This window comes from Limnohabitans sp. 15K, assembly GCF_002778285.1.
In the GTDB taxonomy this organism is placed as follows: domain Bacteria; phylum Pseudomonadota; class Gammaproteobacteria; order Burkholderiales; family Burkholderiaceae_C; genus Limnohabitans_A.
The window spans coordinates 128876-154151 of the sequence record NZ_NESM01000006.1 but is presented as its reverse complement, the minus strand read 5'-3'; the positions used below and the strand labels follow the sequence as shown (position 1 = coordinate 154151).

Annotated in this window: 31 protein-coding genes; 11 read left to right on the top strand and 20 right to left on the bottom strand. The window is 58.3% G+C overall.

Annotation, left to right across the window (positions count from 1 at the left end):
* Window positions 1-23: 23 nt before the first annotated feature.
* The 4 genes from B9Z40_RS16275 to B9Z40_RS16260 form a co-directional block, all read right to left on the bottom strand.
* On the bottom strand, window positions 24-1361 hold the full coding sequence (locus B9Z40_RS16275; protein WP_100174402.1) for a phage major capsid protein: 1338 nt from the start codon (window positions 1359-1361) through the stop codon (window positions 24-26).
* 153 nt (window positions 1362-1514) lie between these two features.
* Window positions 1515-2459, bottom strand: coding sequence for a S49 family peptidase (locus B9Z40_RS16270; RefSeq protein ID WP_100174401.1), 945 nt, complete (start codon window positions 2457-2459; stop codon window positions 1515-1517).
* A complete protein-coding gene (locus B9Z40_RS16265; protein ID WP_100174400.1) occupies window positions 2456-3973 on the bottom strand; it encodes a phage portal protein in 1518 nt (505 codons plus the stop codon). Before B9Z40_RS16265 ends, B9Z40_RS16270 begins: the two co-directional genes overlap by 4 nt.
* 4 nt (window positions 3974-3977) lie before the next feature.
* Complete coding sequence (locus B9Z40_RS16260; RefSeq protein WP_100174399.1) at window positions 3978-5708, bottom strand: terminase large subunit; 1731 nt, start codon at window positions 5706-5708, stop codon at window positions 3978-3980.
* A 60-nt stretch (window positions 5709-5768) separates the two neighbouring features.
* On the opposite strand from B9Z40_RS16260, the gene B9Z40_RS16255 reads away from it, so the two are divergent.
* From B9Z40_RS16255 to B9Z40_RS16245, 3 genes are read left to right on the top strand one after another with little or no spacing between them, the layout of a single operon-like run.
* The gene (locus tag B9Z40_RS16255; protein WP_100174426.1) at window positions 5769-6005 is read left to right on the top strand and encodes an antitoxin; all 237 of its coding nucleotides are present in this window, start codon (window positions 5769-5771) and stop codon (window positions 6003-6005) included.
* Complete coding sequence (locus B9Z40_RS16250; protein WP_100174398.1) at window positions 6002-6415, top strand: type II toxin-antitoxin system VapC family toxin; 414 nt, start codon at window positions 6002-6004, stop codon at window positions 6413-6415. Before B9Z40_RS16255 ends, B9Z40_RS16250 begins: the two co-directional genes overlap by 4 nt.
* Before the next feature lie 46 nt (window positions 6416-6461).
* Window positions 6462-6653, top strand: a complete 192-nt coding sequence (locus B9Z40_RS16245) for a DUF1778 domain-containing protein (protein WP_100174397.1) — start codon at window positions 6462-6464, stop codon at window positions 6651-6653.
* A 17-nt stretch (window positions 6654-6670) separates the two neighbouring features.
* Here B9Z40_RS16245 and B9Z40_RS16240 read toward each other — a convergent pair whose 3' ends face one another.
* The gene (locus B9Z40_RS16240) at window positions 6671-7129 is read right to left on the bottom strand and encodes a phage terminase small subunit P27 family (RefSeq protein WP_100173235.1); all 459 of its coding nucleotides are present in this window, start codon (window positions 7127-7129) and stop codon (window positions 6671-6673) included.
* 60 nt (window positions 7130-7189) lie between these two features.
* Here B9Z40_RS16240 and B9Z40_RS17185 point away from each other — a divergent pair, with 60 nt between their 5' ends.
* Window positions 7190-7417, top strand: coding sequence for a hypothetical protein (locus B9Z40_RS17185; protein WP_143474000.1), 228 nt, complete (start codon window positions 7190-7192; stop codon window positions 7415-7417).
* Window positions 7418-7575: 158 nt separating this feature from the next.
* Here B9Z40_RS17185 and B9Z40_RS16235 read toward each other — a convergent pair whose 3' ends face one another.
* Window positions 7576-7941 (bottom strand): HNH endonuclease, encoded by a 366-nt coding sequence (locus B9Z40_RS16235; RefSeq protein ID WP_100174396.1) that lies wholly within the window; start codon window positions 7939-7941, stop codon window positions 7576-7578.
* Between the two features lie 120 nt (window positions 7942-8061).
* On the opposite strand from B9Z40_RS16235, the gene B9Z40_RS16230 reads away from it, so the two are divergent.
* The 3 genes from B9Z40_RS16230 to B9Z40_RS16220 are packed head-to-tail and all read left to right on the top strand — an operon-like array spanning window position 8062 to window position 8991.
* Entirely contained in the window at window positions 8062-8259 is a 198-nt protein-coding gene (locus B9Z40_RS16230) for a hypothetical protein (RefSeq protein WP_143473999.1), read from the top strand.
* 11 nt (window positions 8260-8270) lie between these two features.
* Window positions 8271-8471: a hypothetical protein gene (locus B9Z40_RS16225; protein ID WP_100174394.1), complete on the top strand. Its 201-nt coding sequence runs from the start codon at window positions 8271-8273 to the stop codon at window positions 8469-8471.
* A gap of 13 nt (window positions 8472-8484) precedes the next feature.
* Entirely contained in the window at window positions 8485-8991 is a 507-nt protein-coding gene (locus tag B9Z40_RS16220; protein ID WP_100174393.1) for a DUF3489 domain-containing protein, read from the top strand.
* A 227-nt stretch (window positions 8992-9218) separates the two neighbouring features.
* Here the strand turns inward: B9Z40_RS16220 and B9Z40_RS16210 are convergent, their stop codons facing one another.
* The 14 genes from B9Z40_RS16210 to B9Z40_RS16145 form a co-directional block, all read right to left on the bottom strand.
* Window positions 9219-10583 carry a site-specific DNA-methyltransferase gene (locus B9Z40_RS16210; protein WP_100174391.1) on the bottom strand — a complete coding sequence of 455 codons (1365 nt, stop codon included), beginning with the start codon at window positions 10581-10583 and terminating at the stop codon, window positions 9219-9221.
* A 203-nt stretch (window positions 10584-10786) separates the two neighbouring features.
* On the bottom strand, window positions 10787-11194 hold the full coding sequence (locus B9Z40_RS16205; RefSeq protein WP_100174390.1) for a DUF6362 family protein: 408 nt from the start codon (window positions 11192-11194) through the stop codon (window positions 10787-10789).
* Window position 11195: 1 nt separating this feature from the next.
* The gene (locus tag B9Z40_RS16200) at window positions 11196-11654 is read right to left on the bottom strand and encodes a crossover junction endodeoxyribonuclease RuvC (RefSeq protein ID WP_100174389.1); all 459 of its coding nucleotides are present in this window, start codon (window positions 11652-11654) and stop codon (window positions 11196-11198) included.
* Between the two features lie 452 nt (window positions 11655-12106).
* Window positions 12107-14185: an AAA family ATPase gene (locus tag B9Z40_RS16195; protein WP_233204945.1), complete on the bottom strand. Its 2079-nt coding sequence runs from the start codon at window positions 14183-14185 to the stop codon at window positions 12107-12109.
* A 110-nt stretch (window positions 14186-14295) separates the two neighbouring features.
* Entirely contained in the window at window positions 14296-15051 is a 756-nt protein-coding gene (locus B9Z40_RS16190; RefSeq protein ID WP_100174388.1) for a PD-(D/E)XK nuclease family protein, read from the bottom strand.
* Complete coding sequence (locus B9Z40_RS17370) at window positions 15051-15296, bottom strand: DUF6511 domain-containing protein (RefSeq protein ID WP_233204944.1); 246 nt, start codon at window positions 15294-15296, stop codon at window positions 15051-15053. The genes B9Z40_RS16190 and B9Z40_RS17370 overlap by 1 nt, the downstream gene beginning before the upstream one ends.
* A 155-nt stretch (window positions 15297-15451) precedes the next feature.
* Window positions 15452-17164, bottom strand: a complete 1713-nt coding sequence (locus tag B9Z40_RS16180; RefSeq protein ID WP_100174386.1) for a DEAD/DEAH box helicase — start codon at window positions 17162-17164, stop codon at window positions 15452-15454.
* A gap of 15 nt (window positions 17165-17179) precedes the next feature.
* Window positions 17180-17794 (bottom strand): hypothetical protein, encoded by a 615-nt coding sequence (locus tag B9Z40_RS16175; protein ID WP_100174385.1) that lies wholly within the window; start codon window positions 17792-17794, stop codon window positions 17180-17182.
* A gap of 2 nt (window positions 17795-17796) precedes the next feature.
* Window positions 17797-18729 carry an ATP-binding protein gene (locus B9Z40_RS16170; RefSeq protein WP_100174384.1) on the bottom strand — a complete coding sequence of 311 codons (933 nt, stop codon included), beginning with the start codon at window positions 18727-18729 and terminating at the stop codon, window positions 17797-17799.
* A complete protein-coding gene (locus tag B9Z40_RS16165; RefSeq protein ID WP_100174383.1) occupies window positions 18726-19211 on the bottom strand; it encodes a hypothetical protein in 486 nt (161 codons plus the stop codon). Before B9Z40_RS16165 ends, B9Z40_RS16170 begins: the two co-directional genes overlap by 4 nt.
* A complete protein-coding gene (locus B9Z40_RS16160; protein WP_100174382.1) occupies window positions 19208-19426 on the bottom strand; it encodes a helix-turn-helix domain-containing protein in 219 nt (72 codons plus the stop codon). Before B9Z40_RS16160 ends, B9Z40_RS16165 begins: the two co-directional genes overlap by 4 nt.
* Before the next feature lie 246 nt (window positions 19427-19672).
* The gene (locus tag B9Z40_RS16155) at window positions 19673-20638 is read right to left on the bottom strand and encodes a TFIIB-type zinc ribbon-containing protein (RefSeq protein ID WP_100174381.1); all 966 of its coding nucleotides are present in this window, start codon (window positions 20636-20638) and stop codon (window positions 19673-19675) included.
* Complete coding sequence (locus tag B9Z40_RS16150) at window positions 20635-21876, bottom strand: glycine hydroxymethyltransferase (protein WP_233204943.1); 1242 nt, start codon at window positions 21874-21876, stop codon at window positions 20635-20637. The genes B9Z40_RS16155 and B9Z40_RS16150 overlap by 4 nt, the downstream gene beginning before the upstream one ends.
* 12 nt (window positions 21877-21888) lie before the next feature.
* Window positions 21889-22476 (bottom strand): LexA family transcriptional regulator, encoded by a 588-nt coding sequence (locus tag B9Z40_RS16145; protein WP_199172586.1) that lies wholly within the window; start codon window positions 22474-22476, stop codon window positions 21889-21891.
* Between the two features lie 202 nt (window positions 22477-22678).
* Here B9Z40_RS16145 and B9Z40_RS16140 point away from each other — a divergent pair, with 202 nt between their 5' ends.
* From B9Z40_RS16140 to B9Z40_RS16125, 4 genes are read left to right on the top strand one after another with little or no spacing between them, the layout of a single operon-like run.
* On the top strand, window positions 22679-22888 hold the full coding sequence (locus B9Z40_RS16140; protein WP_100174380.1) for a hypothetical protein: 210 nt from the start codon (window positions 22679-22681) through the stop codon (window positions 22886-22888).
* Window positions 22889-22899: 11 nt separating this feature from the next.
* Window positions 22900-23397: a DUF2924 domain-containing protein gene (locus tag B9Z40_RS16135; protein ID WP_233204942.1), complete on the top strand. Its 498-nt coding sequence runs from the start codon at window positions 22900-22902 to the stop codon at window positions 23395-23397.
* Window positions 23394-24767, top strand: coding sequence for a recombinase family protein (locus tag B9Z40_RS16130; protein ID WP_100174378.1), 1374 nt, complete (start codon window positions 23394-23396; stop codon window positions 24765-24767). The genes B9Z40_RS16135 and B9Z40_RS16130 overlap by 4 nt, the downstream gene beginning before the upstream one ends.
* Window positions 24764-25204 (top strand): LacI family transcriptional regulator, encoded by a 441-nt coding sequence (locus tag B9Z40_RS16125; protein WP_100174377.1) that lies wholly within the window; start codon window positions 24764-24766, stop codon window positions 25202-25204. The genes B9Z40_RS16130 and B9Z40_RS16125 overlap by 4 nt, the downstream gene beginning before the upstream one ends.
* The last annotated feature ends 72 nt before the right edge of the window (window positions 25205-25276 follow it).

The following is a 25276-nucleotide window of genomic DNA, read 5'->3' as shown; positions in this document are numbered from 1 at the left end:
TTTTCTCCTAAGGTTTGGGCTGCTTAGCGCGCGCCCAGTTGGATGAAGGGCGACATCGTTGTGCTGCCTTTGGCAGGCGTGATGGGGCTGTTGAGCTTGGACTGGCCGTCCATACGGAAGGTGGTTCGAAACGCCGTGAGATCAGCATCGAAGTACAGGTGCATCGATGTGGCGGTCTGCATGCCACCTGCCTTGGTGATGGTCTGGTAGTACTTCAGGTCCACCAGCAAGATGTCCCCTTGGGCCGAGAAGGTGTTGGCGTGCTGAGACACAAACACCGGGCGACCCAGCAGCGTGCCGTAGGGAGAGACCTGCATGCCGCCAACGTTCAATCCGGTAGGCAGGTAGATCGGGTAGTTCCCCAAGGTTAAGGTGAACAATGCTGGCAGCACGTCGTTGTTGACGATCCATACCGCATTGGCCAGGCTGCCCGAGGGAAGTCGCGCAATCATCTTGGCCAGGTTTTGCGGAAGCAGCGTTTGAGTCAACTGCCCAGTCTCCTTGGCCACACTGACCGTAGCGCCAGCATTGAGTGCACCTACCGGTACGCCAGAGCCCGAGCCGAACAGGATGGATTCATTGGTTTTCCAGCGAATGGAGTGTGCAATTTTCTCGGGCAGATAGGTCGACAAGGCATTGGCGTCTTCCAACAACTCATCGGTTGTTGGCACCAGAGCCATCAGCTTTTTGAGCCGCAAAGTAGACAGTCCTAACACGGGCTTGGTGGTCACCGAAGGCGCCGCTTCGCCTTGCCAGTAAGCGCGAATGCCGTTGGTGCCCCAGGGCGTGGTTTCATCCTTAGGAAACGCCATGGTGTTTCCGCTGATCTCCACATTGTCAGTAAGCGGCAGCAATGAGTCCTCGCCCAAAGACAGCTGGAAAATCTCCTTTGAGAACTGTGGCGGTACAAAGAAGCCACCGTCTTGACCGGAGCCTTCACTGCCAAAGGTGGCTGGAGCGGCAGCACCACGACCGCTGCCAATCAGCAGGCGATCGTCTATCGGGTTGCCTGGCTTTTGCGCATGGCAGACGTTTTGCAAAAAGTCACCCAGGCTTTGAAACCCATGTTTGGGGTCGAGTTCGCGGTTATCGCTTACCACGACGCTTGGGAATACCGAACCATGACCAACACCAGAGTGGTTGCCTACATGCGCCCCCATCTGAACCTCTTCAGAAATCAAGGCCGACTCGCGGTCAATTGCCGCCGATGCGGTTTCAATTCGACTCTTGAGTCCATTGAACTTGGTCACCTCCTCATCTGAGAGGTCACGGTTTTCTTGGGCGGCGATGTCCGTTAAGGCACGAGCCTCTTTGACAAGATCAGACTTACGAGCTTGAAGCTCGCGCAATTGCTTACTCATTTGGGTTTCTCCAGACGTAAAAAAACCACCTCTTGGGTGGCGGGTTTGCAAAGATTAAAAAATGCGCGAAGCTAGTCACGCATGAGGGTTGCGACCTACGGGTCGCCGTTCGGACCGGAGGCGCTCAACGGAGCAACTCCTGAGCAGTCCAAATTACAAAATCCCAAGCTCTGATCGGGCTTGGGCCAATCGGGAGGTTTTGGGCTTGGCAGGTGGACTGGACTTAGCACTTGACGCCGCGTCTTTATGCATCTTGCTCAAGACCTGATCAAAGCTGGCGATGCCGTCCACCATGTTTTGAGCCAAGGCTGCATCAGCCCCCAGGACACGGCCTTGGCCCATGCCATCGCGGACCTGGGTGATGGGCACACCACGCCCCTTGGCCACAGCCTTGGTAAATGCGGCGTAATAGTCATCTACGCGGGACTGCATAAATCCTTGCGCTTCTTCGTCCAGTGGTGCATAGGGATTGCCCTCGACCTTGAACTTGCCCGCCGATATGAGCGTGGTCTTAACGCCTGCCTCGTCCATGGCTTTGCTGTAGTCCTGGTGCGCCTGCCACACGCCAATCGAGCCCACTTCGCCACCGGCGGTGACGTAGAACTCACTGGCCTGGGAACCGACCCAGTAAGCAGCCGAAGCTGCCAGACTGTTCGCAATCGCCACCACGGGCTTTTGTGCACGGGCACTCAAAATCGCATCACCCAGTTCAGAAACGCCGTAGACGCTGCCGCCAGGGCTGTCGATATCGAGCAGGATCTGACTGACCGCGTCGTCGGCAACAGCTTGTCTGAGCATTTGGGTGACGATCTGGGTGCTGACCATGCCAGGGCCGGAGACGTCATCCACCATATTTCCACGCTGTGTGATGACGCCGTAAATCGGGATGACGGCAATGCCGCCACCCGAAATGGCAGCCGAGGTCTGTCTGCGGGTGTCTCGCAGCACCCGGTCTGTTTGGACCTGAAACATGGCAGCGTCGCTGGCAGGCGCGCCTTGTGTCCACCGGGAAATGACGGTGACCAGAGCACTTAAACGCTCAGGCATCAAGGCCCAAGGCGTTGCCAAAAATTCAGCCACTAAAAGTTGGTTTTTCATAAATTCTGTCCGAGAGAGATAAGTGATTCGGTAAGCTTTTTTTGATCTAGCGGCTCGTCTATCTGGCTTGCCCAAAGCTGAACCTGGTCTAGCGGTACGGCCAAGGCTTTGGAGATCAACAAGATGTCTTTTTCTGCCAGATGATCTGATCGGCTGATGCGGCGAGCAAGTCGCTCAGAGGTCGTTTGAACAAGGGCGCTATATCGCCCACTGAGTCGGGTAACACTCTCATCCTCCGAAAGCTTGATCGCTTTTTTCTCCAGTGGCTCTGCCGCTTCTGCTTGTGTATCGATTTCCAAATCCTCTGCCACGTCCTCCTCGACCATATTGAGTGGTCGTAGTGGCTGATCAAGTCCGTCAATGGGATTGAGGTTTTCTGCAATGCGTGCTTCGTTGCGGGTGAGCCAGCCGTTCTGAATTCCGCTTTGGTAGTAGCTTGAGCGGCTAGACGCATCGCCGCGCATCAGATTGGCGAAATCAAACTCAATTTCTATATCGTCACTCTCAAGAAGTAACTCAGATTGAATGCTGGCCTCCCAGCGCTCAGCCCAGGGCGTCATGGTGTGCATGACGAACTCCAGACTCTGCTGCTCGATATTGGAGAAGGTCGCTCTATCAAGATCAGCAATCATGTGCGGTGGCACACGAAAGAGTCTGGCCACGTCGGTGATCTGAAACTTGCGCAGTTCCAGAAACTGGGCGTCTTTGTTGGTGACGCCCACTTCGTGAAACTTCATGCCGTTTTCTAACACCAGGACCTTGCCCCGGTTGGAGCCGGACTGCGCCTGCTGATAAGACTCACGAAACACCTTCTTAGCCTCGGAGTCCTTGAACGAGCCAGGAAATTCAATCCACCCTCCTGTGGGCTTGGCGTCATTGGCAAAGAAACGTGCGCCATAGCCTTGGGCTGCTAGTGCAGTACCGAGATTCTCCCGGGCAAGCTCAATCGGGCTCATACCCATCAAGCCGTCCGAGGACAGGCCACGCAAATGCCAGACCTCCCCTCTTGGCAAGATCACCTCAGAGCCAGAACGATCGCTAATTCGGTAGCGGTATTCACCTGATGGCAACAACTCAATCTTGACCCGGTCCGGGTGGATCGGCATGAGTTCGATAATCTCGCCACGCGGGTTGGTGATGATCTGGTTGAAGGCGTTACCTCGCAAAGCCAGGTGCCCTTGCAGCATCTCACGCCACTCAAAAGGATTTTGAAACCGATTCGGCCGCTTGGCCATCAAGCGGTAAAGCCAGTGGTCCGTGACCCTGTCCTTGCCGCCGTCAGGGCGGCGCTGGTAAACCACCAACGGCAGTGATGCAATTGTTTCGGCCAGGATCCGCACGCATGCATACACAGCAGCTAGGCGCAGCGCGCTATCGGGCGAGACACGCATGCCACTGCTGGTACGCGCAGATATCGACTCAAATGAAAAGTCACCCCATGGCGACCTATCTCCACCTGAGGCGTTGGAGCTACCAGATCCGCGAAAGCGATCAAAAAAGGTAAACAGTCCCATCAGTTCATAGCAACATCAACTCGTAGTCGGATCCCAGCACCACCGAGTCGCCCGGTTTGATCGCGCGCGACAGCGCCATGATCAGTGCCACGATGCCGTCGATCTTGTTTTCTGCTCGCTCCTTGCGTGGATAAATGTTGTCTTTGGCGTCCAGGTGGGCCACCACGTTGCTGACCATCCAGCCGAGCACCGGGTCACCGTCGTGAACCAATTTCTTTTGAAGCACCAGGGCTTCAAGCGTCTTCATCGGCTCTGAAAAATTCAGCACCGTCGGACGCACTTCAATCATGGGCAGACCCTCACTCATCATTCGGGTCGAAAGTTGCGTCGCCTGAAACGGATCAAAGGCGACGGCCTGCACCGCAAAGCGGGAAGACAGGTCGTTCAAATCCGCTTCAATCCAACTGAAATCAATCACATTGCCTGGCGTCACCGTCAGCCTGCCCGTGTGCATCCATCCGGGGTACTGACTGTTGCCATTGGCATTGACCGTGTCCTCTGGCAGGTAGTACTTGCCAAAGACTGCGAACGCATCGGCAATCTCAGGATGGGCAAACACAATGACCAAGGCGGCAATATCCGTCTTGCTGGCCAGGTCCAGACCCACCCAGCAGGGCTGGCCCGCAAAGGACTCGATGTCCAAGTCCTGATCAGCACAGGCGTCCCAGGAGCGCATGTCCATCCATGCGGTGTCTGCATTCACCCACTCGTTCAAGTGTTTGGTCTTGAAGTTGTTCATCGCACTGGGCAACTGCATGGCCTTGGCCTGCAGAGGTCCCAGAATTTCCGGGCGCACAGAGATACCCCAGTTGGGGTTGGCCTTCATCAGCGAGTCTTCGCTGGTCCAGTCGTCCCCGTCATCCAGCCCGTAGACGATGCCAAACTGGCTGTCATCCTCGAACACGCCATCGAGCAGTCGGGTTACAAAGGTGCGTACCTCGTAGCAAATACCTGCGCGATTGCTGCCAGCGGTGGTGATCACCCACAGAAGTGAGTTGTCTCGCTTGCCGGTGCCGGTCTCGACCACGTCGTAGACGGTGCGTGTCTTGTGGGCGTGCAACTCGTCAATGCAGCCAAAGTGAATGTTCAAGCCATCGAGCGTCGAGCCTTCAGCCGAGAGTGCTTCAAACTTGGAGCCTGTCTGCAGCACGTTCATGTTGTGCGCGCCGACGTTGACAGAAAAACGGCTGCGAAAGCCCTGTGACCTGCGCGCCATGGTCTGCGCATCACCAAACACGATACGCGCCTGGTCACGGGTGGTGGCCAAGGAGTAAACCTCAGCACCGCCTTCGCCGTCAGCGGCTAGCATGTACAGCGCAAGCGCAGATGACAGGGTCGACTTGGCGTTGCCGCGTGGCACTTCGATGTACGAGCGCCGAAAGCGACGGTTACCGTCGGGCTTGACCCAGCCGAACACAGTGGTCAGGATGAACACCTGCCAGGGTTCCAATTTGATCGTCTCGCCTGCCAGCGGCCCCTTGACGTGGGGCAGCCGCTCTATGAACGCGCACAGGTTGTCGGCGGGATGGAACTCCCGCCCGTCCTTGTCGGTGAGCTTTGGGTTGAACTGGTAGGGACTTGCCTTGCCCTTGAACTTTGCCAGATCGTTCAACTGCCTTTGGCATGCTCGCTGGACCCATTTGCAGGTCAGGATGTCACCGGCAACGACTGCCTGCGCATACTTGCGGGCTACTGCTGCGTAGCTTTGCTGCCGACCTTGACCCTGTACATCCATGTGTTTACATTCATTTCTTCTTGGGTTAAGATGTACATGTACATCCAAAAGGGGTTCACCATGGCCAATACCAAACTTTTCAAGAACGGCAACTCGCAGGCCGTTCGCATCCCCGCAGAACTTGCCTACAGCACGTGGGACGTTGATCTGGTCATCGAGCGCCAAGGAGACGAGTTGCGCATCCGCCCGGCGCAGCGCCGCATGGGCGATGTGCTGGGAAAACTTGCCAAGTTCTCACCAGACTTCATGGCCCAAGGCCGAGGCGAAAACGTCGAGGGCGAACGCGAAGCTTTATGAATCCAAAGTACATGCTCGACACCAACATCTGCATCTACCTCATGAAGCACCAGCCGCCTGAGGTGCGCGAGCGATTCGCCCAGTGCTTTGTGGGGGACGTGGTGATTTCAGCGGTGACTTTGGCTGAGCTTGAATTTGGTATCGCGTGCTCAAGCACTGCGGCACAGGAATCCAACCGGTTGGCTCTGGAAAGCTTGCTCGACGACATCATGGTTGCGCCTTTTGATGCACAAGCTGCCAAGGCCTATGGCCCCATCCGAGCTGCCTACAAAGATCGCAACCGCGATGCTCTGGACAAACTCATCGCATCCCATGCGGTCGCTTTAGGGGTGACACTGGTCACCAACAACGAAGCGGACTTTGTGAACTACACCGGGCTGCATGTTGAAAACTGGGTCAGCAACCACTGAGATCAAATCTCTTTGATCCAATTCACTATTTCATAAGGCCACTTTCATGACCAGCACACCAGATATAAATTCAACTGCTGTGGCTCAGGACTGCTTGGATCAAGTGCGACTCACGATGGACGAGGAACAAATGCAAAAGTTCATGGCGCTTTTAGATGCCCCACCGGTGGACAAACCCAAGTTGGCCAAACTAATGTCCACCCCATCGCCTTGGGAACAAAAAACGGTTCAGCGCTGATCAACAACAAGCTGACTTCAGCCTGCAATATCGGCCCAAGGATCCAAATCGATCTGCGTGTCGGTGGGCTGCGTGATGCGCGAACGTGATGCTGGCGTGAAGCCCATCTCCACCGCCGCTTTGGTCATGATCTGGGCCTGCTTGTTGGCGATGGCCAGGTACGGCGACTGCATCGGCACACCGGTGTTCGGCGCTTTGATCAGCAGTCCCGTCTTGGTGATTCCGATCTGGGCCTTGCGGTATAGGTCAGCGGCGCAGGACCAAACCTCCAGCACCGACATATCGAGCTTGCGCAGCAAATGCTCGGGCGCGCTGTCAATGGCATAGCGCCAGGCCTGCTTGGCTCCGTCCGACATGTACTCGGGCGGCGCAACCAGATCCCCTTGGGGCTGCGGCTCATGCGGGTTGGTCCTGCACTTTTGCAGGGTTCCCCTGAGCTTTTTAATCTCCGTGGGGAGTGGTTTTCTTCCGGCCATCTGGGTTCAGTCGTTGGTAATCGTTAACATGGAGGCTTCAAACCCACCGGAAAACTCCCAGTGCGCAAAGCCGACGTCATCGCAAAATGCCTCGTTCAGTCCGCTCTGGCGGCTGATATGAAAGCTGGGCGTGAGGCGGTCCGATCTGCGTTTGACAAGAGCGTGACGGACAAGAGCTTTTCCAAATGGAACAGCGTCGTTGAAGAAAACGTCGCCAACTCCATCATTCGCTCGGTGGGGAAATCCAAAGCCATCAATATCGAAAAGTTCATCGCCGATCTCAACTGATCGGCTCTTAGCCCCGACCGGCGAAGCCCGGCATTAGGCTGCCTTCGGGGTAACCCCCCTAGGTTTCAATTTGCACGCGCAAAAATCTTGGCAGGCGCACGCATCTCTGGCCGTCGTCTGTAGAGATTGAGACCCCCCTACCCCCTATGGGGGAGTGGTCAGCGCCGACCTGCGGTCTCGCGCGCCGTCTTTCGGTTGTGACATGAGACGCACAGCGCCTGCAGGTTGGCCGTGTCAAAGCGCGCACCGCCGTCCTTGAGTGGCGTGACGTGGTCAGCCACGACGGCTGTCACCACGCGACCACGCTGCTCACACGCGCCGCACACCGGGTGCTGACGCAAGAAAGCGGCACGCACCGCACGCCACTGGGCTGATTGATAAAACCCCAGCTCCGCATCGAAGCTGCGCCGGGCACGACCGTAGTCACGGTGCACCGCCTTGCGATGGGTATCGCAATAGCCCGGCCTTGCCAACACAGCACCACAACCGGGGTGTCTGCAAGGGGTTGGCGCTGACAGTGGCATGAAGTCGACAGTCTTAAAAATGTTCGCAACTATTTGCGGGACTTGTGGGTTCAGGACTTGGCTTTACTTGTGTTCAGAGCGTTCATACGAACACCAGCAACAACCCAAAGGAAACAAGGCATGTCCTACACCAGCAACGAATTCACGGTCGACGAGGTCGGCTTCATCCAGATCGCATTGACCAAGGTCTTAGCAGCGGTTGCTCGCGGAGAGCTAGACCTCAACCGACTGGCTCGCGAAGAGCTCGCATCACGTGGGTTGAACGACCAGGGCAACTGGATCGGCTTTGACGCCGCCAAGAAGCACCACAACGTTTAAGAGGCCGCACCATGAGCAACAGCACCCGAGACCAGCAACTCCAGCAAATCGCACTGGAACACTTGTTTATCGCAACCCTTGAGACTCGCAGCAGCGACAGCCTCGACTTCCATGACGTGAGCGTGTGGGCCATCAAGACCGCCTTGCTAGCCGCCTTTGAGGCAGGCCGCAACGCCGCTGCCAACCATTCACAAACCCAAGCAAAAAAGTAATCAGGAGATCGACATGACCACACCAGCCACAGCGCAACTGAGCGCATCGCAGCAACAGATCCTCAACCACGCCGCCGTCAACACGGATGGCAAACTGGTCTGGTTTCCCGAGACCCTCAAGGGCGGTGCCAGAAAGAAAGTTCTCGACAGCCTCTTCAACCGGGCGTTGATCACGACTGACGGCACACATTGGTTCGTAGCCGCTGAGGGCTACGAAGCGCTGGGGATACCGCGTCGAGCGCCCATCACGATGGCGGCTCTGGAAACAGTGATTGAGTCTGCTGAAGCAAGTCCTGCAGCCAAGCCACGCACGCGTGACAACAGCAAGCAAGCCCAGGTGATTGCGATGCTCAAGCGAGCCGAGGGCGCAACGATCACGCAAATCTGCGAGGCCACCGGATGGCAATCCCATACGGTGCGCGGCACCTTTGCCGGAGCCTTTAAAAAGAAACTCGGACTGGAGATCACCTCCAGCAAGTCCGAAGGCAGCGAGCGGACCTACCGCATCACCACGAATTGAGACCAGCCATGACATCCATGACCATCACCATTGAACGCACGCCTCGCACCCTGCAATTTGAGGGCACTGCCATTGAGGTTGAGGAGCTGAGCGTTCGCCTGCCATTTGCCCGCAAACCCGCCGACCTCAGCGAGGTGGGCGGCGAAGGCAACTACAAAGTGTTTGTGACCGAGACCCGGGAGATGACCCCTGCGGAGTTCGATGGCTTTGCCTGCCAACTGCTCAAGTCACGCGACTGGCTCAATGGCAAGGGTGGCTACCTTGCGGATGGCAGGCTTTGCGTTGAGGTCCGTGCCAGCGGCAGGCCCACCTTGTACGTCGACCCCTCCGGTGGAGATTACGGTAGGTACGTTGCCCGTCTGGGTTAAATCGTTGAAGGCCACTCCGTCGTTTTGACGGGTAGCTTGCTTGCCACTGAAGTCCTGCCAGCGTTTGACGATCACATCCACGTACTTTGGATCGAGCTCAATGAGTCGGGCACGACGGCCCGACTTTTCACAGGCGATGAGAGTGGTGCCAGAGCCACCAAACGGGTCCAGCACGATGTCTCGTGTTTTGCTGCTGTTGCGCACCGCACGCTCCATCAACTCCACCGGCTTCATGGTCGGGTGCAAATCGTTCTTGTGTGGCTTCTTGATGTGCCACACATCACCCTGGTCGCGTGCACCGCACCAGTAATGCTGAGCACCGTCTTTCCAGCCGTAGAGGATGGGCTCGTACTGGCGCTGGTAATCCGCGCGGCCCATGGTGAAGGTGTTCTTGGCCCAGATGATGAAGGTGGACCATTTGCCGCCTGCGGCGCGAAACGCTGCCTGCAAGGTATCGAGTTCAGATGAACTCATGGCGATGTAGACCGCACCCTTGGTGACGTCCAGGATGTTCTGGCATGCCGACTGCAAGAACGCTCCAAAATCAGCGCCCATGTTGTCGTTCAGGATGGGACGGTCCTTGCCGCGCATCTTGTCCTTGGCCGTGTTGGCGTAGTTGACGTTGTAGGGCGGATCGGTGGCAGTCATGTCCACCAGTTCATCGCCCAGCAGCGCCTTGTAGTCTTCTGCTTTGGTGGCATCGCCACACAGCAGCTTGTGCTCGCCAAGGACCCAGATGTCGCCGGTTTTGGAGACGGCTGTCTCGGCCACCTCGGGTGCCTGGTCTTCGTCGGTCAGGCCGTCGTTGCTGGGATCGCCCGCGATGAGCTTGTCCCACTCTTCGGCGGTAAAACCGGTAAGACCCAGATCAAAGCCAGCTTCCTGCAGCTCAGCCAGTTCAAGGCCCAGCAGGTCATCATCCCAGGAGGCGTTCTCGCCGATCTTGTTGTCGGCCAGGATCAGTGCTTTGCGCTGGATCTCGGTCAGGTGTTCCATGGCCACGACGGGCACCTCGGACATGCCGAGCTTGCGGGCAGCAAGCAGTCGGCCGTGACCAGCGATGACGTTGTTTTGTCCGTCCACCAGGATGGGGGCACCCCAGCCAAACTCGGTGATGCTGGCCGCGATCTGTGCCACATGGGCGTCCGAGTGCAGCTTGGCATTTCGGGCGTAAGGGATCAGGGACTCAATCGGCCGGTATTGGATTTTGATGGTGGGCTTCATGCTGCTTCGAAAACGAAAAAGCCCGCAAGAGTCTTACTCGTCGCGGGCTGTTGAATGGGGGTGGCTGCAAGACACATCTCTCGCAACCGTAGACAAAATGTAAGCGAAATTCCGGTAAAACGCGACACGCTCAAATCCGCGTTTTCTCCGCAACAGCCCGCAGGAGCACGTATCACTTGTATCTGGCACGCAACTACCTGCAACTACCTCACCAAACTTCCCCGCACTAGATTGCTGGCCACGATGTACATGGCAATTTCCCAGCGGCGCTGAGCAGTGCGTGGTGCGCAGCCGAAGCGTTTGCCAATGTCGTACCAGCGGTAACGCGCTGCCCGCATCCAGACCAGGTGGCGCTGCTCGACCTCGAGCCACTGGACCCAGCCCATGACCTCGAGCATGCAGTCCACCTCGGCCGGGGTGGGTGGAAACCGGTAGACGGGGGCATCGTCACTGGCCATGCGCTCGTAATCGGTTCGCACAATGGTGGGCCAGACGTTGAAGTGGCCCTGCACCCGAACTGGCGGGAGTTTGTGGGCCGTGCGTGAGGCCTGGATGAAATAGTCGGCAACCTCGTCCGCCGACCAGCCGCCCCGTGGTGTTGGTATAGCCATCTCACACCTCCTGCGTGTCAATGGCCCAATGCAAGAGCGCCAGCGCATCGGCCTCGTTGTCATCGGTAACCGGGTGGCCCAGCAGGCGCATGGCTGCAATCACTTCGCCCTTGCCCGCGTTGCCTTTGCCGGTGGCGTGCTTTTTGATCGTGCCCACTGGCACGCCCTGATAGGCAATGTTGTGGTGCTCGCACCAGGTGGTGAGCGTGGCCATCAGGCCGCCGTAGACATGGGCTGCGTCCACCCCTGCGTGGCGACGCACTTCCTCGAAGTAGACGGTGTGGATGTCGGTGGCCAGCGCTTTGATCTCGGTGAGCCAGCGTTTAAAGCGCAGGTAGCGCATACCGCCGCCTTCAAACCGCTGTGGTTTGAAGCTGGCAAAGCCGTGCGCGATCTGTCCGTCTTTGGATCGCAGTGCCCAACCGGTTGTTGTCCCCAGGTCGATGGCCAGTACCACCACCCGGTTTCCCGGCGACGGTGTATCGACCGATGAAACACTCCGACGTAGGTCAGAGGGAACCACAGGTCCCTCTCCTACGTAGTAGGAGGGGAGTTTTCTCCAACTGGATTTTTCAGGAAAACCCAGCATCCATGCGGGTTTGCGGCCAGTTGGCAAGTTGGCAGCGTTGCCAACTGCCAACTTTGCCAACTTACGCGTAAGTGGTTGATCTATATGGGAATGAAGTTGGCAAGGGTCTGCCAACTGAATCCAGTTGGCAAAAAGTGGGGTCCAGTTGGCAAAAGTTTTGCCAACTTGTTTGCGCAAACTCTTGCGGGCCCCTGCGTACTCCTGCGGGTCCATGCCAGCCGTTGCTAACGGATGGCCATTGTGGGTGTTTGCAGGTGGGTGCGGGTCAATGCGGGCGTATGACAACGCTGTACCTGTGCGGGTTCTATCTTGGCAAATCGTGTTCATTCTTGCTCCTGCGGGTCGTTGCTAATTTCTTGATAAACCCACACATCCGGGTTTTCGACGGGCATCGCGGCCCCGGATTGCGGGCATTTGTAGTGGGTTGGAAGCACCCCGAGCGGGCGCAGTGGCAGCTCGCCGGTGTCTGGATCGGGCTCACCTGTGTGCGTGTTCAGGACCATGCCCTCGACGCACAGGTAGCCAAACTTGGAGCGCCCAATGGAGGGCAGCCCGTAGTCCGTGCTGTTGCGGAAAAACTTAATGTAGCCCTGCGTGGACAGGGCCGAGATCCGCTCGCGGATCGTGCGCTCGCCGCCCAGACCAGCCTTGCCCTCAAAGGACTCGGCCAGTTGGTTGGCGGTGTAGCAGCGCCCCTGGGCCGCTTCTTCAAAAAGGATCTGCAAAATCGCATCGCGCTTTCGCCTGCGCTCAGCATCGAGCCGCTCGCCGTACTCTTTGAGCACCAGCCTGTCGTTCACGTCGACCTCGTGCCACTGGCCGTCCATCTTGTCGACGAACTTGGTCTCAATGGCCGGGCCGTTGCGCAGCTCGTAGATCAGGTGTCGGGTGGATTGCGCCTCATCGGGGCGAAACAGCAGCATCCCGGACGAGTAGTAACCGCGCAGGCTGCCCGCACCCGCCAAGGCCTGAAACGGGTCTTCCTCAAACTGGCGCTTGCCCAGCTTCTTGGTGTGGTGCGCCAGGATCACGCCTGCTTCGGGGTTCACGGCCTGACGAATGCGCTCCACGCGCTGCGACAAGAAGTACAGCATCGCGCCGTTGTCGTTCTCGCCGCCTGCGTCGCCGCCGTCAAATACGTTACGGATCGGGTCGATCACGATGATGTCTGGGGTCTGACCGTTGAAGGCGGCCACCATGGCCGGGATGACCTGCGCCAGCCCGTCGTCGTCCAGGATCAGGCGCAGTTGCGGCGTGGCCATGAAATTGGTGCGCGCCAGAATCAGGTGTTCTGGCGAGAGGCGAATGCCTTTCACCCGCTCGCGCAGGTAGTGGTACTGGACCTCGGCTTGAAGGTAGAACACCCTCAGTGGCCGGGGCGGCCTCATCCCCAAAAAGGATGCACCAGCGGCCATGTGGGTGAGCCAGGCCAGCAGAAAGTCGCTTTTGCCGACCTTGGGCGCACCGCCAAACACCAGCAAGCCGCCTGGTGTCAGCACGCGCGGCTCAATCAAATCTTCGGGCAGCGGCGAGTCATCATCAAGCAATGCGCCAAGCGTGAAGGTCGGCACCATAGGCACTGCCGCTTTGATCACCCGACGCTCAGCCTGCGCGATGAAGGCGGCGCAGTCAAAGCCATCCTGCGCTGCGTCGGCAGCATCCCACTTGAGCGGCTTGTCAGCAGGCGGCACGAGGATAGCCACCGACTGGCAACCAACGGCTGCGCAGGCGCGTGCAGCGCTCTCAGCGTAGTCCCAGCCCGGCGCATCGCGGTCGGGCCAGATCAGCACCTCTTTGTTCTTGAGCGCAGACCAGTCAGTCTTGTCCACCGGTGCTTTGGCCCCGTTCATGGCGGTGGTGGCAACGATGCCTGCGCCAATCAAGGCGTCGGCGCACTTTTCACCCTCGACCAGGATCACGGTTCGGGCCGTCATCAATGCTGGCAGGTTGTAAAGCGGGCGCGGATCGGGGGCACGCCACATCCGTGCGCGGACATCCCAAGGCCTGAACTCCTTGCCCGATGGTGGGTCGTAGCGGTAGACGCAGGCAATCAGCTCGCCATCGAGCCCGACGTAATCCCACTTGGCGGTGTAGGGACCGAGTTCATCCATCGGGACCGTTCGCATATCGCGCCTGGCCCCAGGATCCACGGGCGGCGCAAAGCCAAGCCACTGACGGATTTCATCGGCGATGCGCGGAAAGTCCTGCTGCGTCGACAGCCCCCGTGACTTGGCCCAGGCTGCGATCAGGTCGCCGCCATCGTCATCGGCGAAATCCTTCCACAGCCCGCGCCGGGGACCATCAAGCTCCACCACCAGGCTCTTGCCCGGCGCGCCATCAATGTCACCCACATAAAACTTGTTGCCGCGAATGCGGCCACTGGGAAACAGGTACAGCAACACCGATTAGAGCCGGTCCAGCAAACCATCACGCAGCGCCTGCGTGTCAGCCGCTGTTTCCAGCCTTTGTTCTGGGGCGTTGTTGTAGTCCAGCCAGACGATGTTTCCAGCCGTCATTGAGTCCCCCAGCAGCGGTCCTGCCAAGCGCAGAACTTGCACTCCATGTGGGTAGGTGTGGTGGCAAAGCGCGGCAAGACCTCGCTTGCGCTGGTGGCGGTGATCACGCGCACGGCGCGGTCGGACATACGCTGCGCCAGCCCGCCGTCAAAGGGCAGCAACTCGAACCAGATTTCCTGGGTGTCTTTGTTGATGGCGGTGAAAAGCGCCGGGTTGGCAGAGATGCCCGGAATGCTGGCTTCCATGTAGGCCTGGTAGACCGCGACCTGCGCGGCATAGACCGGCTTGGACTTGGCAACCCCGTGCTTGACGGTGTCGCGCCAGGACTTGTCGTTCATGGTCTTGAACTCCCAGAGCGCCGGGTAGCTCACGCCCAGATCGGCCGGACCGGTGTTCAAGATCCCGTCGACGTGACCACGGATCCGTCCACCTGCCACGGAGAAGCCGAACTGCCCCCCTTGAACTTTGCGCGTGTACAAATCAAACCCCGCCATGCGCAACCAGCGGATGGCCAAGTCTTCCAGCGTGTGGCCTACCTCAAAGATGCGCAGCAGGCGGCCTGAAAAATCACGGCCGTCGTCCACTGGTGTTTGCGTGTACTCGTATTGCAGCGCGCGCTCACACGAAACGCCCAAGCGCGATGCGCCCAGGTAGTCGCGTGGTGTCTGGCCATCGCGCTCGCGGGTCAATGCTGCATCAATGAGCTGGCTGATCTGCTCCTGAATTTTGGGGCGGGCGTTGAAGTCCAGCATCACACACGACCCTTCTGCAAGCTCAGGCGCTCTTGCAAAAACGCACGGTCGCGCGCAGCCATACGTTCGTGTTCAGCCGTCATCTGGCACTGGTAGGCCGTGACCACGACATCAATCAGTGTCAGCACCTCAATGCGGCTGTAACTGGCCAGCGGACGGTCCATACCAATTGAGCCCACGAACTCGCCCAGTGGTTGCAGGCACGCGCCCATGGCGGTGGTTTCCATTTCACTTGGATCAATCATTTGTCCCTCCGTCTCATTCATGAGTGTTGAGAAGGCGTTTTGGCAGCGGCGCGAGCAAAACACCCATTGGTCTGAGTAGCGACCGGGGTCGCTTCGTTTGAGGCTGGGGTTAAACCAGCCGTAGCCTTTGGCCTGGCGGGCACAGACCGCGCACTTCAAGCTGCCTCCAAAACATAGGGGTAGCTGCTGTGGCTGGTGGCGCTGCCGTGATGCGCGTCATTGGCAGCGGTGACCAGGCGCTGAATCTCTTTGCGGTTGAACTGAAACGACAACAAAGCGGAGGCCTGGTAGCGGGTCATGCCAAAGTCGGTCCGCATCGCCTCTGGCAGGTAGACCAGTTGCTTGACCGTGGGTGGTTCGTTGAGCCAGCGCCGGGTCTTGTGCGCCGAGTCGGCAGACTCGTGGTCGTTGAGCCAGTCATCAGCGCGCGCCATGCACACGGTGCGCTCGCCCACAGCCAGCAGGGTGGGACGCAGCGACTTGGCTCCACCAATGGCATGCCAGCGCCCATTCAGGAAAAACACGCCGCCCCAGGCCGTAAAGCCCGTGGCCATCAATGCGTCGTCACAACCAAACAGATCGCACCACCGGAAATTCGAGCGCTTGAGCAGATCGATTTCACTCATTATGAAATCCGACAGTGCGCCGGTGTCCTCTGGCTGGCGCTCCCAGACATGGCCGCACAACGGGCACTCCATGCAGGACAGCGGCACTACGGCCTCGCACTCCGGACACTCTTTGGTGGGGGCTTCACCCTCATGCGTGTGGCCATCGAGGTTGACCTCTTGCTCCAGCGCACCGTGCATCAGACTGGCTGTGCCGAAATCCAGCACCACGCAATCGGACTTGATGACGCCAGGAAACTCCTGCGGATCCACTGTGCGAAGACCACGCCCAACCATCTGAATGAAGGTCGACTTGTAGGAGCTCGGGCGTAGCAACACCACACAAGACGTGGGTGTGTAGTCGTAGCCCTCGGTGAGCACCGCCACATTGACCACCACCTTGGCGCTGCCGGTCTCAAATGCTTGCAGCCTTGTTTGGCGTTCAACCTGCGACAGCTCGCCATGGATCAGCACGGACGACACACCGGAAGCCACAAACGCATCGCAGACACTCTGCGCGTGGGCCACGGTGGAACAAAAAACGATGGTCTTGCGGTCTGCCGCTTTTTGCTTCCAGTGCGCAATCACGGCCTCAGTGATTAGCGATTTGTTGAGAATCGTGGCCACCTGCTCCATGTCGAAGTCGATCGCTGTGCGGCGCACGTTCTGCAATGCTTCCTGCGCACCGACATCAATCACAAAGGTTCGCGGTGAGACCAGATGGCCGCTGGCGATCATCTCGCCCAGACTGATCTGGTCGGCCACGTTAGAGAACACCTCGCGCAGGCCCTTTCCATCACCCCGGTTGGGCGTAGCGGTCAGCCCGCAAATGGCAGCCTTGGGATTCTTGGCCAACACCTGGTCGATGACCACCCGGTAGCTGGGTGAGGACGCATGGTGCGCCTCATCGATGACCAGTAAATCAAGCGTGGGCATCTGAGCAAGGTTCATGGGCCGCGAGAGGGTTTGCACCATCGCAAAGGTGGCATCACCCGCCCAGGACTTTTCCTGGGCATCAAACACCGAGGTGCTCAAGCCCGGATTGACGCGGGAGAACTTGGCCCGGTTCTGACTGGTCAGTTCGGTGCGGTGTGCCAGCACACAGGCCTTGGCATCCGGTTCAGACAACATCTTGCCGACCACCGCCGACAACATGATGGTCTTGCCAGACCCGGTGGGCGCGACAGCCAGCGTGTTGCCATGCTGGGCGAGAGCGTCCAGGGTGCGTTGGACCAGCAGGGATTGGCGGGGTCGAAGCATCATGGTGGTGACCCTCGCTTACTGCGCCCAGCTCGGACGACCGGGAACCGGCGTACGACCTGTGGCTTGGGCATAGGCATTGGCTGCGGGCGCAGCACCGGCAGATGCAGAAGCTGGAGCTGGTGTACGCGGCGCACCCATGGCAGCGGCGTAGTCCTTGTTGTCAGGCGTCACTGCCGCCTTGATGACCGCCTTGTCCTGGCCGTTCTGGTCTTTGTCCCAGTCCACCTTGCCCAGGAACTCAATACCATCCAGATCCGCAAAGCCACTGATACGCCGGGCGTTTTGCGCGGCCTGGCTGTTGTCACCCGGCTGGACGTTGCGCGCCGAGTTCAGGATGGCCTTCACCATGGTGCGGCCCATGTTGGCCCACTCAGGTCCCTTGGGACTGTGCAGACCAATGAGTGACCACATCTTGCGGCGTGCAAACTCACCATCGGTCACCACGAATTCGCAATTCAGGTATACCGAGCCGGTGCTGCTACTCCTGGTGGCGTAACCGCCGGTCCAGCCTTGCGAGGCGTCGTCGAAGCCGCCGGGTTTGATGGTCATGCGCACGCGCACCAGCGTGCCTTTGGGGATCAGGTCGAAAGAGGTTTGTTCAGATGCGGAATTGAAATCGAAGTAAGTCATGTTCAGGACTCCTGAGTGGGGTTGAAGGAAGTGGGGTCGAAGCTGGTGTCTGTGCTTGTCTCAGCTGAGGTGCGGGCTTCTGGCAAAGCAGGAACATTGCTGGCGGGCCTTGCAAAGTCGAGCCGCTCTGGTGCGGGCTTGGCCGGGCCAGCAATCTTTTCCATGAGGCGGCCCAGGTCGGGCTCCTCAATGGCGTCCAGGCGACCCGAACGGTCTTTGGCCGGATAGCCCCAGTTGTTGAGCGTGTGGCAAACAAAGGCGCGGTAGCTGGTGCCGTCATCACCTTTGAGCTCGGTCAGCGTGACCACCTCATCGACGATGCCGGGCAACTCCAGTCCGGTTTTGGATCCATCAACCTGCAGAGAAAAAACGCGGCGGTTGAAGTCGTCCAGCGCTTCGTTCAAGATACCGACGAACCACACGTTCTTGCGACGGGTGTGCTGCAAGTGGGTGAGCCATCCGATCATTTCCTGACCCATCAAACCGTAAGCACCCCGGCTATCAGGCTTGCCGGTTTTTTCTGAAAATGCCTGGGGTTGTCCTTTGCACCACTGCAGGCACAAACGCCCAGCCACGGTGATCGAGTCCACGAACACGGTGTCGTACTTGTCCATGGCCGAGGCCTGGCCAAAGCGCTGGCACACCGCATCAAAGTGCGCCTGGCTGTAGGGCTGGTCATCGCGCAGCGCCGGGTTGGGGCCGCCAATGAAGACGGCAAAGTCACGGCACTCCTGCCATGTGCGTGGGCGCACCGTGTCACCGGCCCAGCCTTCTACTGCGAGGTCGCCCGCTTCCAGGTCAAAGAACAAAGTGGCGCTGGGTTTGAGGGTCCACAGCTGCGAGGTTTTGCCGATGCCGCTTTTGCCGACGAGTACGCCTTTGACGCCACGGCGTTCGGCCAGCCGCTGGTCAGCCGTGATGATGGGAAGGCTCATTTGTTTTCTCCTTGAAGTGCGAGGCGAAAGCCCGGCTTGCCGGTTTTCAGGGTGCGGGCCGCAGAGAACGAACTCTTGAGCGATTCGGGCCACGCGTTGAACTTGGTTTCCGAGACGCGGTAGCTGATCTCGACGTACTCGGCCGGGTTGTCGCCGTTGGCGGCAATGCGCTGCGTGATGTCAGCGAGGCGGGCCTGGTCCCACTCGATCTTTTTGGGAAGATCAGCAGTGATGTGCACGCGGCCGTCATCGAAATGAACCACGCCGGTGTCTTTGCCTGCAGCCAGGCGCAGTTGGTGGGCCTGCGCTGAGTACTTCAAATCCAGCGCGCGGTCGATGTGCTCGACGATGGTCTTGGCCATCACCAAAAAATCGGCTGCATTGTTTTTGAGCTGGAACAGCGACTCGCCGGATTGCTCAGCCAATGTGCCCACGGGAATGGACAAAATTTGATCGGGATGATCAAGCGGTAGCGTGCTCATGCTGCACCTCCCACTGCACTGGAGGTGCTTTGGCGCAAGCTGTCGGACTCGAAAGCTTCGATGTCTTCGACGCGGTACAGCACGCGGCCCTGGATCTTCATGAAGACCGGACCGATGCCGTCGCTGCGCCATCTTTCTAGCGTCGCTTCAGCGACGTCCCAGCGCTCTGCTAACTGGGTTTGGTTGAGGTGCTTGACCTTTTCTGCGAATTGCAATTGAATCTCCTTGGTGTTGAAAAAACCCCGGTTTTTTGAAGCTCGTTTGCCTCGCTAACCAGTGAGATGAATTTCAACAATCGGGATTCCTCAAGCCGTTCCTCAGACTCCTCAGCGGCATTCCTCAAATGCGTTTCGTGCGGACAAAATGCAAAAAACCCGGGCTCGTACTAGTGAGCGCCGGGTTTGGGATGGACCTGCGGGCTGTTGCAGGTTAAAGCTTAGGCTTGAGAGGTTTGCAGTGACTCAGGTCAGCCAGTCACGGTCTTCCTCCGGTATTTGCAAGGCGTAAACGCCGTCACCGGACTGGTACTTGATGAATTGCTTGTAGACCACCGGAATTCGTTCAAACACCTTGCTTGGCGAAAACGAATCGGCTTGTGATCTGCATGCTGTACGCAATGCATCACGGTCCATCTCACGATCAAAATCGTCCATCAGCGCCAGCAATAAATCTTTCTGTCGTGGCTCCAGCGCATAGTCAACGCCATCCACGCGCGCCTTGCTCTCAGTGCGAACCAGGCGCAGGGTAGTTCGAAACTTGGGGTCCTCAACCGGAGCGGCAACGGGCACGGTCATGCGGTCACTGAAGAACTCAAACTTGCTTTGCGAGATGCGTGCAACGTCACTGAGGTGGACCACATCAAAGTCACTCAGGGGCGAGCCCTCGGGCAGTGGCAAAGCGCTGCTGGTGAGCACCTTTGCAGACTTGTGCGCCTGGTCCTGCTTGATAGTTTCCACCAGCCGCTGCGCCACCCTGTGGTCATGCAGGTGGCGAGCAAAGTACCAGGTCAGCGGCTTGCCGCGCACAGGCTCCGTGACCCCGATACGCCAGGCCACCTCGGTGGCAACTTCTTTCTTGACGTTGGGCTGGATTCCCAACCCAAGCATCAGCCGATCGATGAACTTGGGCAGGCTCACCTTGTAGGTTTCTTGCAATGACCTCGGGCTATTGACTTCGCCGCATTCATCGCAGGAGAGCAGGATGTTTTCATGGGCGAGATCACGAACGACGCGCGCCAATTCCACTCCACACTCAGGGCAGGTCACATGCGAGAGTGACGCGCCAACCACGAGCAGTCGTTCACGCAACAAATCTCGTCCGGCGTTTCCATATTCACCACCCAACAGAGTCATGCCATTGACCTCGGGCTTTTCTCGCTCAAGGAGTTGGCACAACACGCTGGTGGCACTGATTTGCGCAAGACTCACGCCGCAACCTCTTCTGCTTCGATCACATTCAGTGAACGCAGGACAGCCAGCGCCGTTGGCTGATTCTTGTCGGACAAGTTTTTGATGGTCGAAGAGCCCGTGGCGGAGATGTCAAAGCTGAAGTGTCCGGCCTTGCGGCTTTCGGTAGCCAGTGTGTAGACGATGACCGAGGCACTGCTCATGTTGTACTCCGACTCGAAAGAGTGATGCACCCTGAGGCCTTTCAGCGCCAGCCGGATTGCATCGTCCTGGTCTTTGGCTGGTAGTGCTTCCACCTGAAACGAAATGCCGGTGCGTCCCATGGGTGTAAAGCGTGCACGACGCAAACGAACCTTCTCGACGCCATAAGCTGACCAGTCCTCAAACGGCTCCATCATGCCGTCGCGCAATGCGTTGAGTTTGTAGCGCGTCTTCTCAATTTCTTCAGGCTTGATGGCTGTCTCCACCACATGCTTGCCAAAGAGTTCCAGCACTGCGCCATGGTTTTTAGCGCCACCCTTGACGATGGTTTCAATGAAGCCGGTCGACGGCTGGTACACCAACGCGGTCTCCAGCGCGATGCGGGTGTTGATGCGCTTAAAACTATTCTCGGAAAAATGTGCGATCGCCGTGACGGGGCCTTCGATGTAAATGGTCAGTTGCACGCTACCGTCGGCGGCCCGTTTGCTGACCTCAATGTGAGTGCCATCGCCACCGCCCACGCTTTTGTAAAGCTTGGCCACCTCGTGGCAAAAGGCATCGAGTTTGATGCGGTCTTGCATTGGGTCGAGCCCAGGCTGGATGCGGTGTTTTTTCCAGTACTTGCCATTGGACTTGGCCTGAAAGGCAATGTGCAATTCAACTTGGCGAAACAGGTCATCCCGAAAGGTCAGCATCCACAGCGACTTTTCACGGGCGTCCCGGCTGACAAATGCCTCCCGAACCTCGCGGTCACCGGCGCACGACGTTTGAAACTCTTGGATGGAGAGATCGTTGGCCATCAGGTGTGCACGGCGCAAGTCGTCGTGCCAGAGGTGCAGCTTGTATTCAACCGACTCGCGCTCGGCTTGCGTCATCTCTGCACCCTGCATAGTCGCTTCAAGCAACGCGACTGCGTCATTGACCACGGTGGGCAACAGTTCCTGCGCCAGGCTCCAGTCAATGGCCAGGCCCTGGCCCAGGGGATGCGCGTCGGTGAATTCGCGCAGGGTGGGCATCGAAATGTGACGCAGGAAATGTGCAGGGTTGAATATTTTCATTATTGGTTTGCCTCATGAGTATTTGCGCACAAGGCCAACCAAAACCCCAAAAATCTCAAGTTTGCCGTTGGGCCGGATGGTGGGGAAATCCGGGTTGGCGGGAAGCAGGTGATATCCGTCTTTGTCTCGTCCGAGTGTTTTTAGTGTGAATTCATCATCAACGACCGCGACCACCACTTCTCCGGGGTTGGCCTGGCTGCGTCGCTCGACCACAGCCAGATCTCCGCTGTGGATCCCGGCATTGATCATTGAGTCGCCTTTGACCCGCACCAGCACCGTGTTGGCTGGCCGGGCGATCAAAAATCGGTCCAGCGTCATCTGCTCGCCACCCTCGTCGGCTGTTGGCAGGGGCATGCCAGCGGCAACCGGCAGGTTGGCAATTGAGCGGTCAAAGAAGCGATCAGTCGGGGACCAATCGCCATCAGAGGTGCGCTCCAGCATGCCCGCAGCCTCCAGCCGCTCCAGCACCTTTTTGATACCGGACTTGGAGGCGAACCCCAGGAGCGACATCAGACGGGTGTACGAGGGCAACACCCGGTGTTGGGCGTAATAGTCCTGCAAGGTGGCCAGGTGTTCGAGATCGTTGATTGTTTTCTTCACGGAATCATTGTAGAGAACGATCGTTCACTTTGCAATGATCTTGTGTCTTCAATCGCAAAAAACCTTTTTTACGATGATTTCAGGCGTTAACCCGCAGGAACCCGCACTAACCCACACCAGCCCGCAACTCCCTGCTGGCCTTGGAAGCAGCCCTTAAAGACAATTTTGTCTACACAAGTTTGTCAACACGGAACGCTACCCAATGAGCCTAAAAAACAGCATCAACCACCTCCCGCCAGAGCGCATGACACCTGATCAGCGTCGGCTGGAGATCGCCGCCATCCTCGCAAAGGGCCTGGTCCGGCTGCGCCAGTCAAACCTGGTCAAGCGTCAGATACCTGCCACTGAGCGCAAAGTTTTACTTGGCTTCTCTGGTGACCAGAGCGTTCATACAGACCTCATCAACAAATGAACGAGGTTCACATGAAAACAAGCAAAACGCCCGCAACCGCACCCCGGACTGCGGTGGCACAGGTGCATGAACTGCCCAACCTGCCGTTTCCCGAGATCAAAGCCCTGTGGCGAAAGCTGTTTGGCGGAGAAACACCTACCCACAACCGCCAGTTTCTGGAGCGCCAGCTTGCCTACAAACTTCAGGAGGTCGAATTTCGCAAAGTCGACCCGGGGCTGCTGGAGCGCAACAACAAGAAGATCGCCTCGCTGATTGCCACCGGCAAGCTCAGAAAGCGCGACCGGGATTTCCACCCCACGCCCGGCACACTGTTCACACGCGAGTACCACGGCAAGGTGCACCAGGTGATCGCCACGGCCGACGGCCAGTACGAATTTGAAGGTCGCCCTTACCGCAGCCTCTCGATGATTGCGCGAGAGATCACCAGCAGCCGCTGGTCTGGGCCTGTCTTTTTTGGACTCAAGGACTACGCCGCCAAATCCACCGCCAAGAAAGGCGGCTCCAAATGAGCGAAGTATTGAAACGCCGCATGCGCTGCGCGGTTTACACGCGCAAGTCCAGCGAAGAAGGACTGGACCAGGAATACAACTCTATTGATGCCCAGCGCGACGCCGGGCATGCCTACATCGCCAGCCAGCGCGCCGAGGGCTGGATCGCTGTGGCCGACGACTACGACGACCCAGCTTTCTCCGGCGGCAACATGGAGCGGCCCGCACTCAAGCGACTGATGACCGACATTGAGGCCGGGAAAATTGATGTGATCGTGATCTACAAGATCGACCGGTTGACCCGCAGCCTGGCTGACTTCTCCAAGATGGTCGAAGTCTTTGAGCGGCAAGGCGTGTCCTTTGTCTCGGTCACCCAGCAATTCAACACGACCACGTCCATGGGCCGACTCATGCTCAACGTGCTGCTGTCCTTTGCGCAGTTTGAACGCGAGGTGACTGGCGAGCGAATCAGGGACAAGATTGCAGCAAGCAAACGCAAGGGGATGTGGATGGGCGGCATCCCCCCGATTGGCTATGACGTTGCCAACCGTCGTCTGATTCCCAATGACGCCGAAGCCAAGACGATCGCGCACATCTTCCAGCGCTTTGTGGAACTGGGCTCGACCACCAAGTTGGTGAAGGAATTACGACTGGACGGTGTGACCTCAAAAGCCTGGACTACTCAGGACGGTCGAGTACGGGAGGGCAAGCCCATCGACAAGGGGCTGATTTACAAGGTCCTGAACAACCGCACCTACCTGGGTGAGTTGCGTCATAAGGAGCTTTGGTACCAGGCGGAGCACCCGCCGATCATCACGAAGTCCATTTGGGACGATGTCCACGCGATCCTCAGCACCAATGGACGTGTGCGAGCCACCACGACCAGAGCCAAGACGCAGTACCTGCTCAAAGGCATCGTCTTTGGGAGCGACGGCCGCGCGATGTCGCCATTTCAAACCGCCAAACAAAACGGTCGCCGCTACCGTTACTACGTGCCCCAGCGCGATATCAAGGAGCACGCCGGTGCATCGGGCCTGCCCCGCATGCCAGCGGCGGAGTTGGAGTCGGCGGTACTGGAGCAACTGCGTGGCCATTTACGCTCGCCGGATGTGGTCAGAGATGTTCTGCCGCAGGCCCAGAAATACGACCCTACGCTGGACGAGGCCATCGTCACGGTGGCCATGAAGCGGCTCGACGATGTCTGGGACCAGTTGTTCCCTGCCGAGCAGATGCGGATTGTGCGGTTGCTGGTTCGTCAGGTGAATGTCTCGCCCAACAACATGTCGATGGATTTGCATCCCACAGGTATCCAGCGACTGGTGCTTGAGTTGCATCACAATAAACTGCAGCCCGAGCCAGCCACAGAAATGGAGTCGGAGGCCATGGCATGAGCGAGATTCAAATCAGATCCACTGGCACTACAGAAGTAATTCAATCCAGCGACGGACGGATCACGCTTTCGGTACCGATTCAGATCAAGCGCCGCAGTGGGCGCAAACAAATGACGCTGCCTAACGGGCAATCAGGTCAGCCGGGCAAACTGCTACGGCCGTGGGACGTGGCGGCCACACCGCTGCAACTGGCGCTGGCCAGGGGCCACAGGTGGCTGGCCATGCTGGAGTCCGGCAAGGTGAAAAACCTGACTGAAATTGCAGCACTGGAGGGAGTCGACAACAGCTACGTCAGCCGCATGGTGAACCTGACCACGCTGGCACCCGACATCGTCGAGGCAATCCTGGAGGATGGGCTGCCGGACCACCTGACGCTGTTTGATCTTGCTGTGGATCCGCCTGCGCTGTGGGAGGAGCAGCGGGAGCGGATTTGGTGATACGGCGACTGTAAAAGAATAGTCATGGCGACTGACTTCAATGCAGCGGTTGCTGCCGTTCGAGTTTTCAAC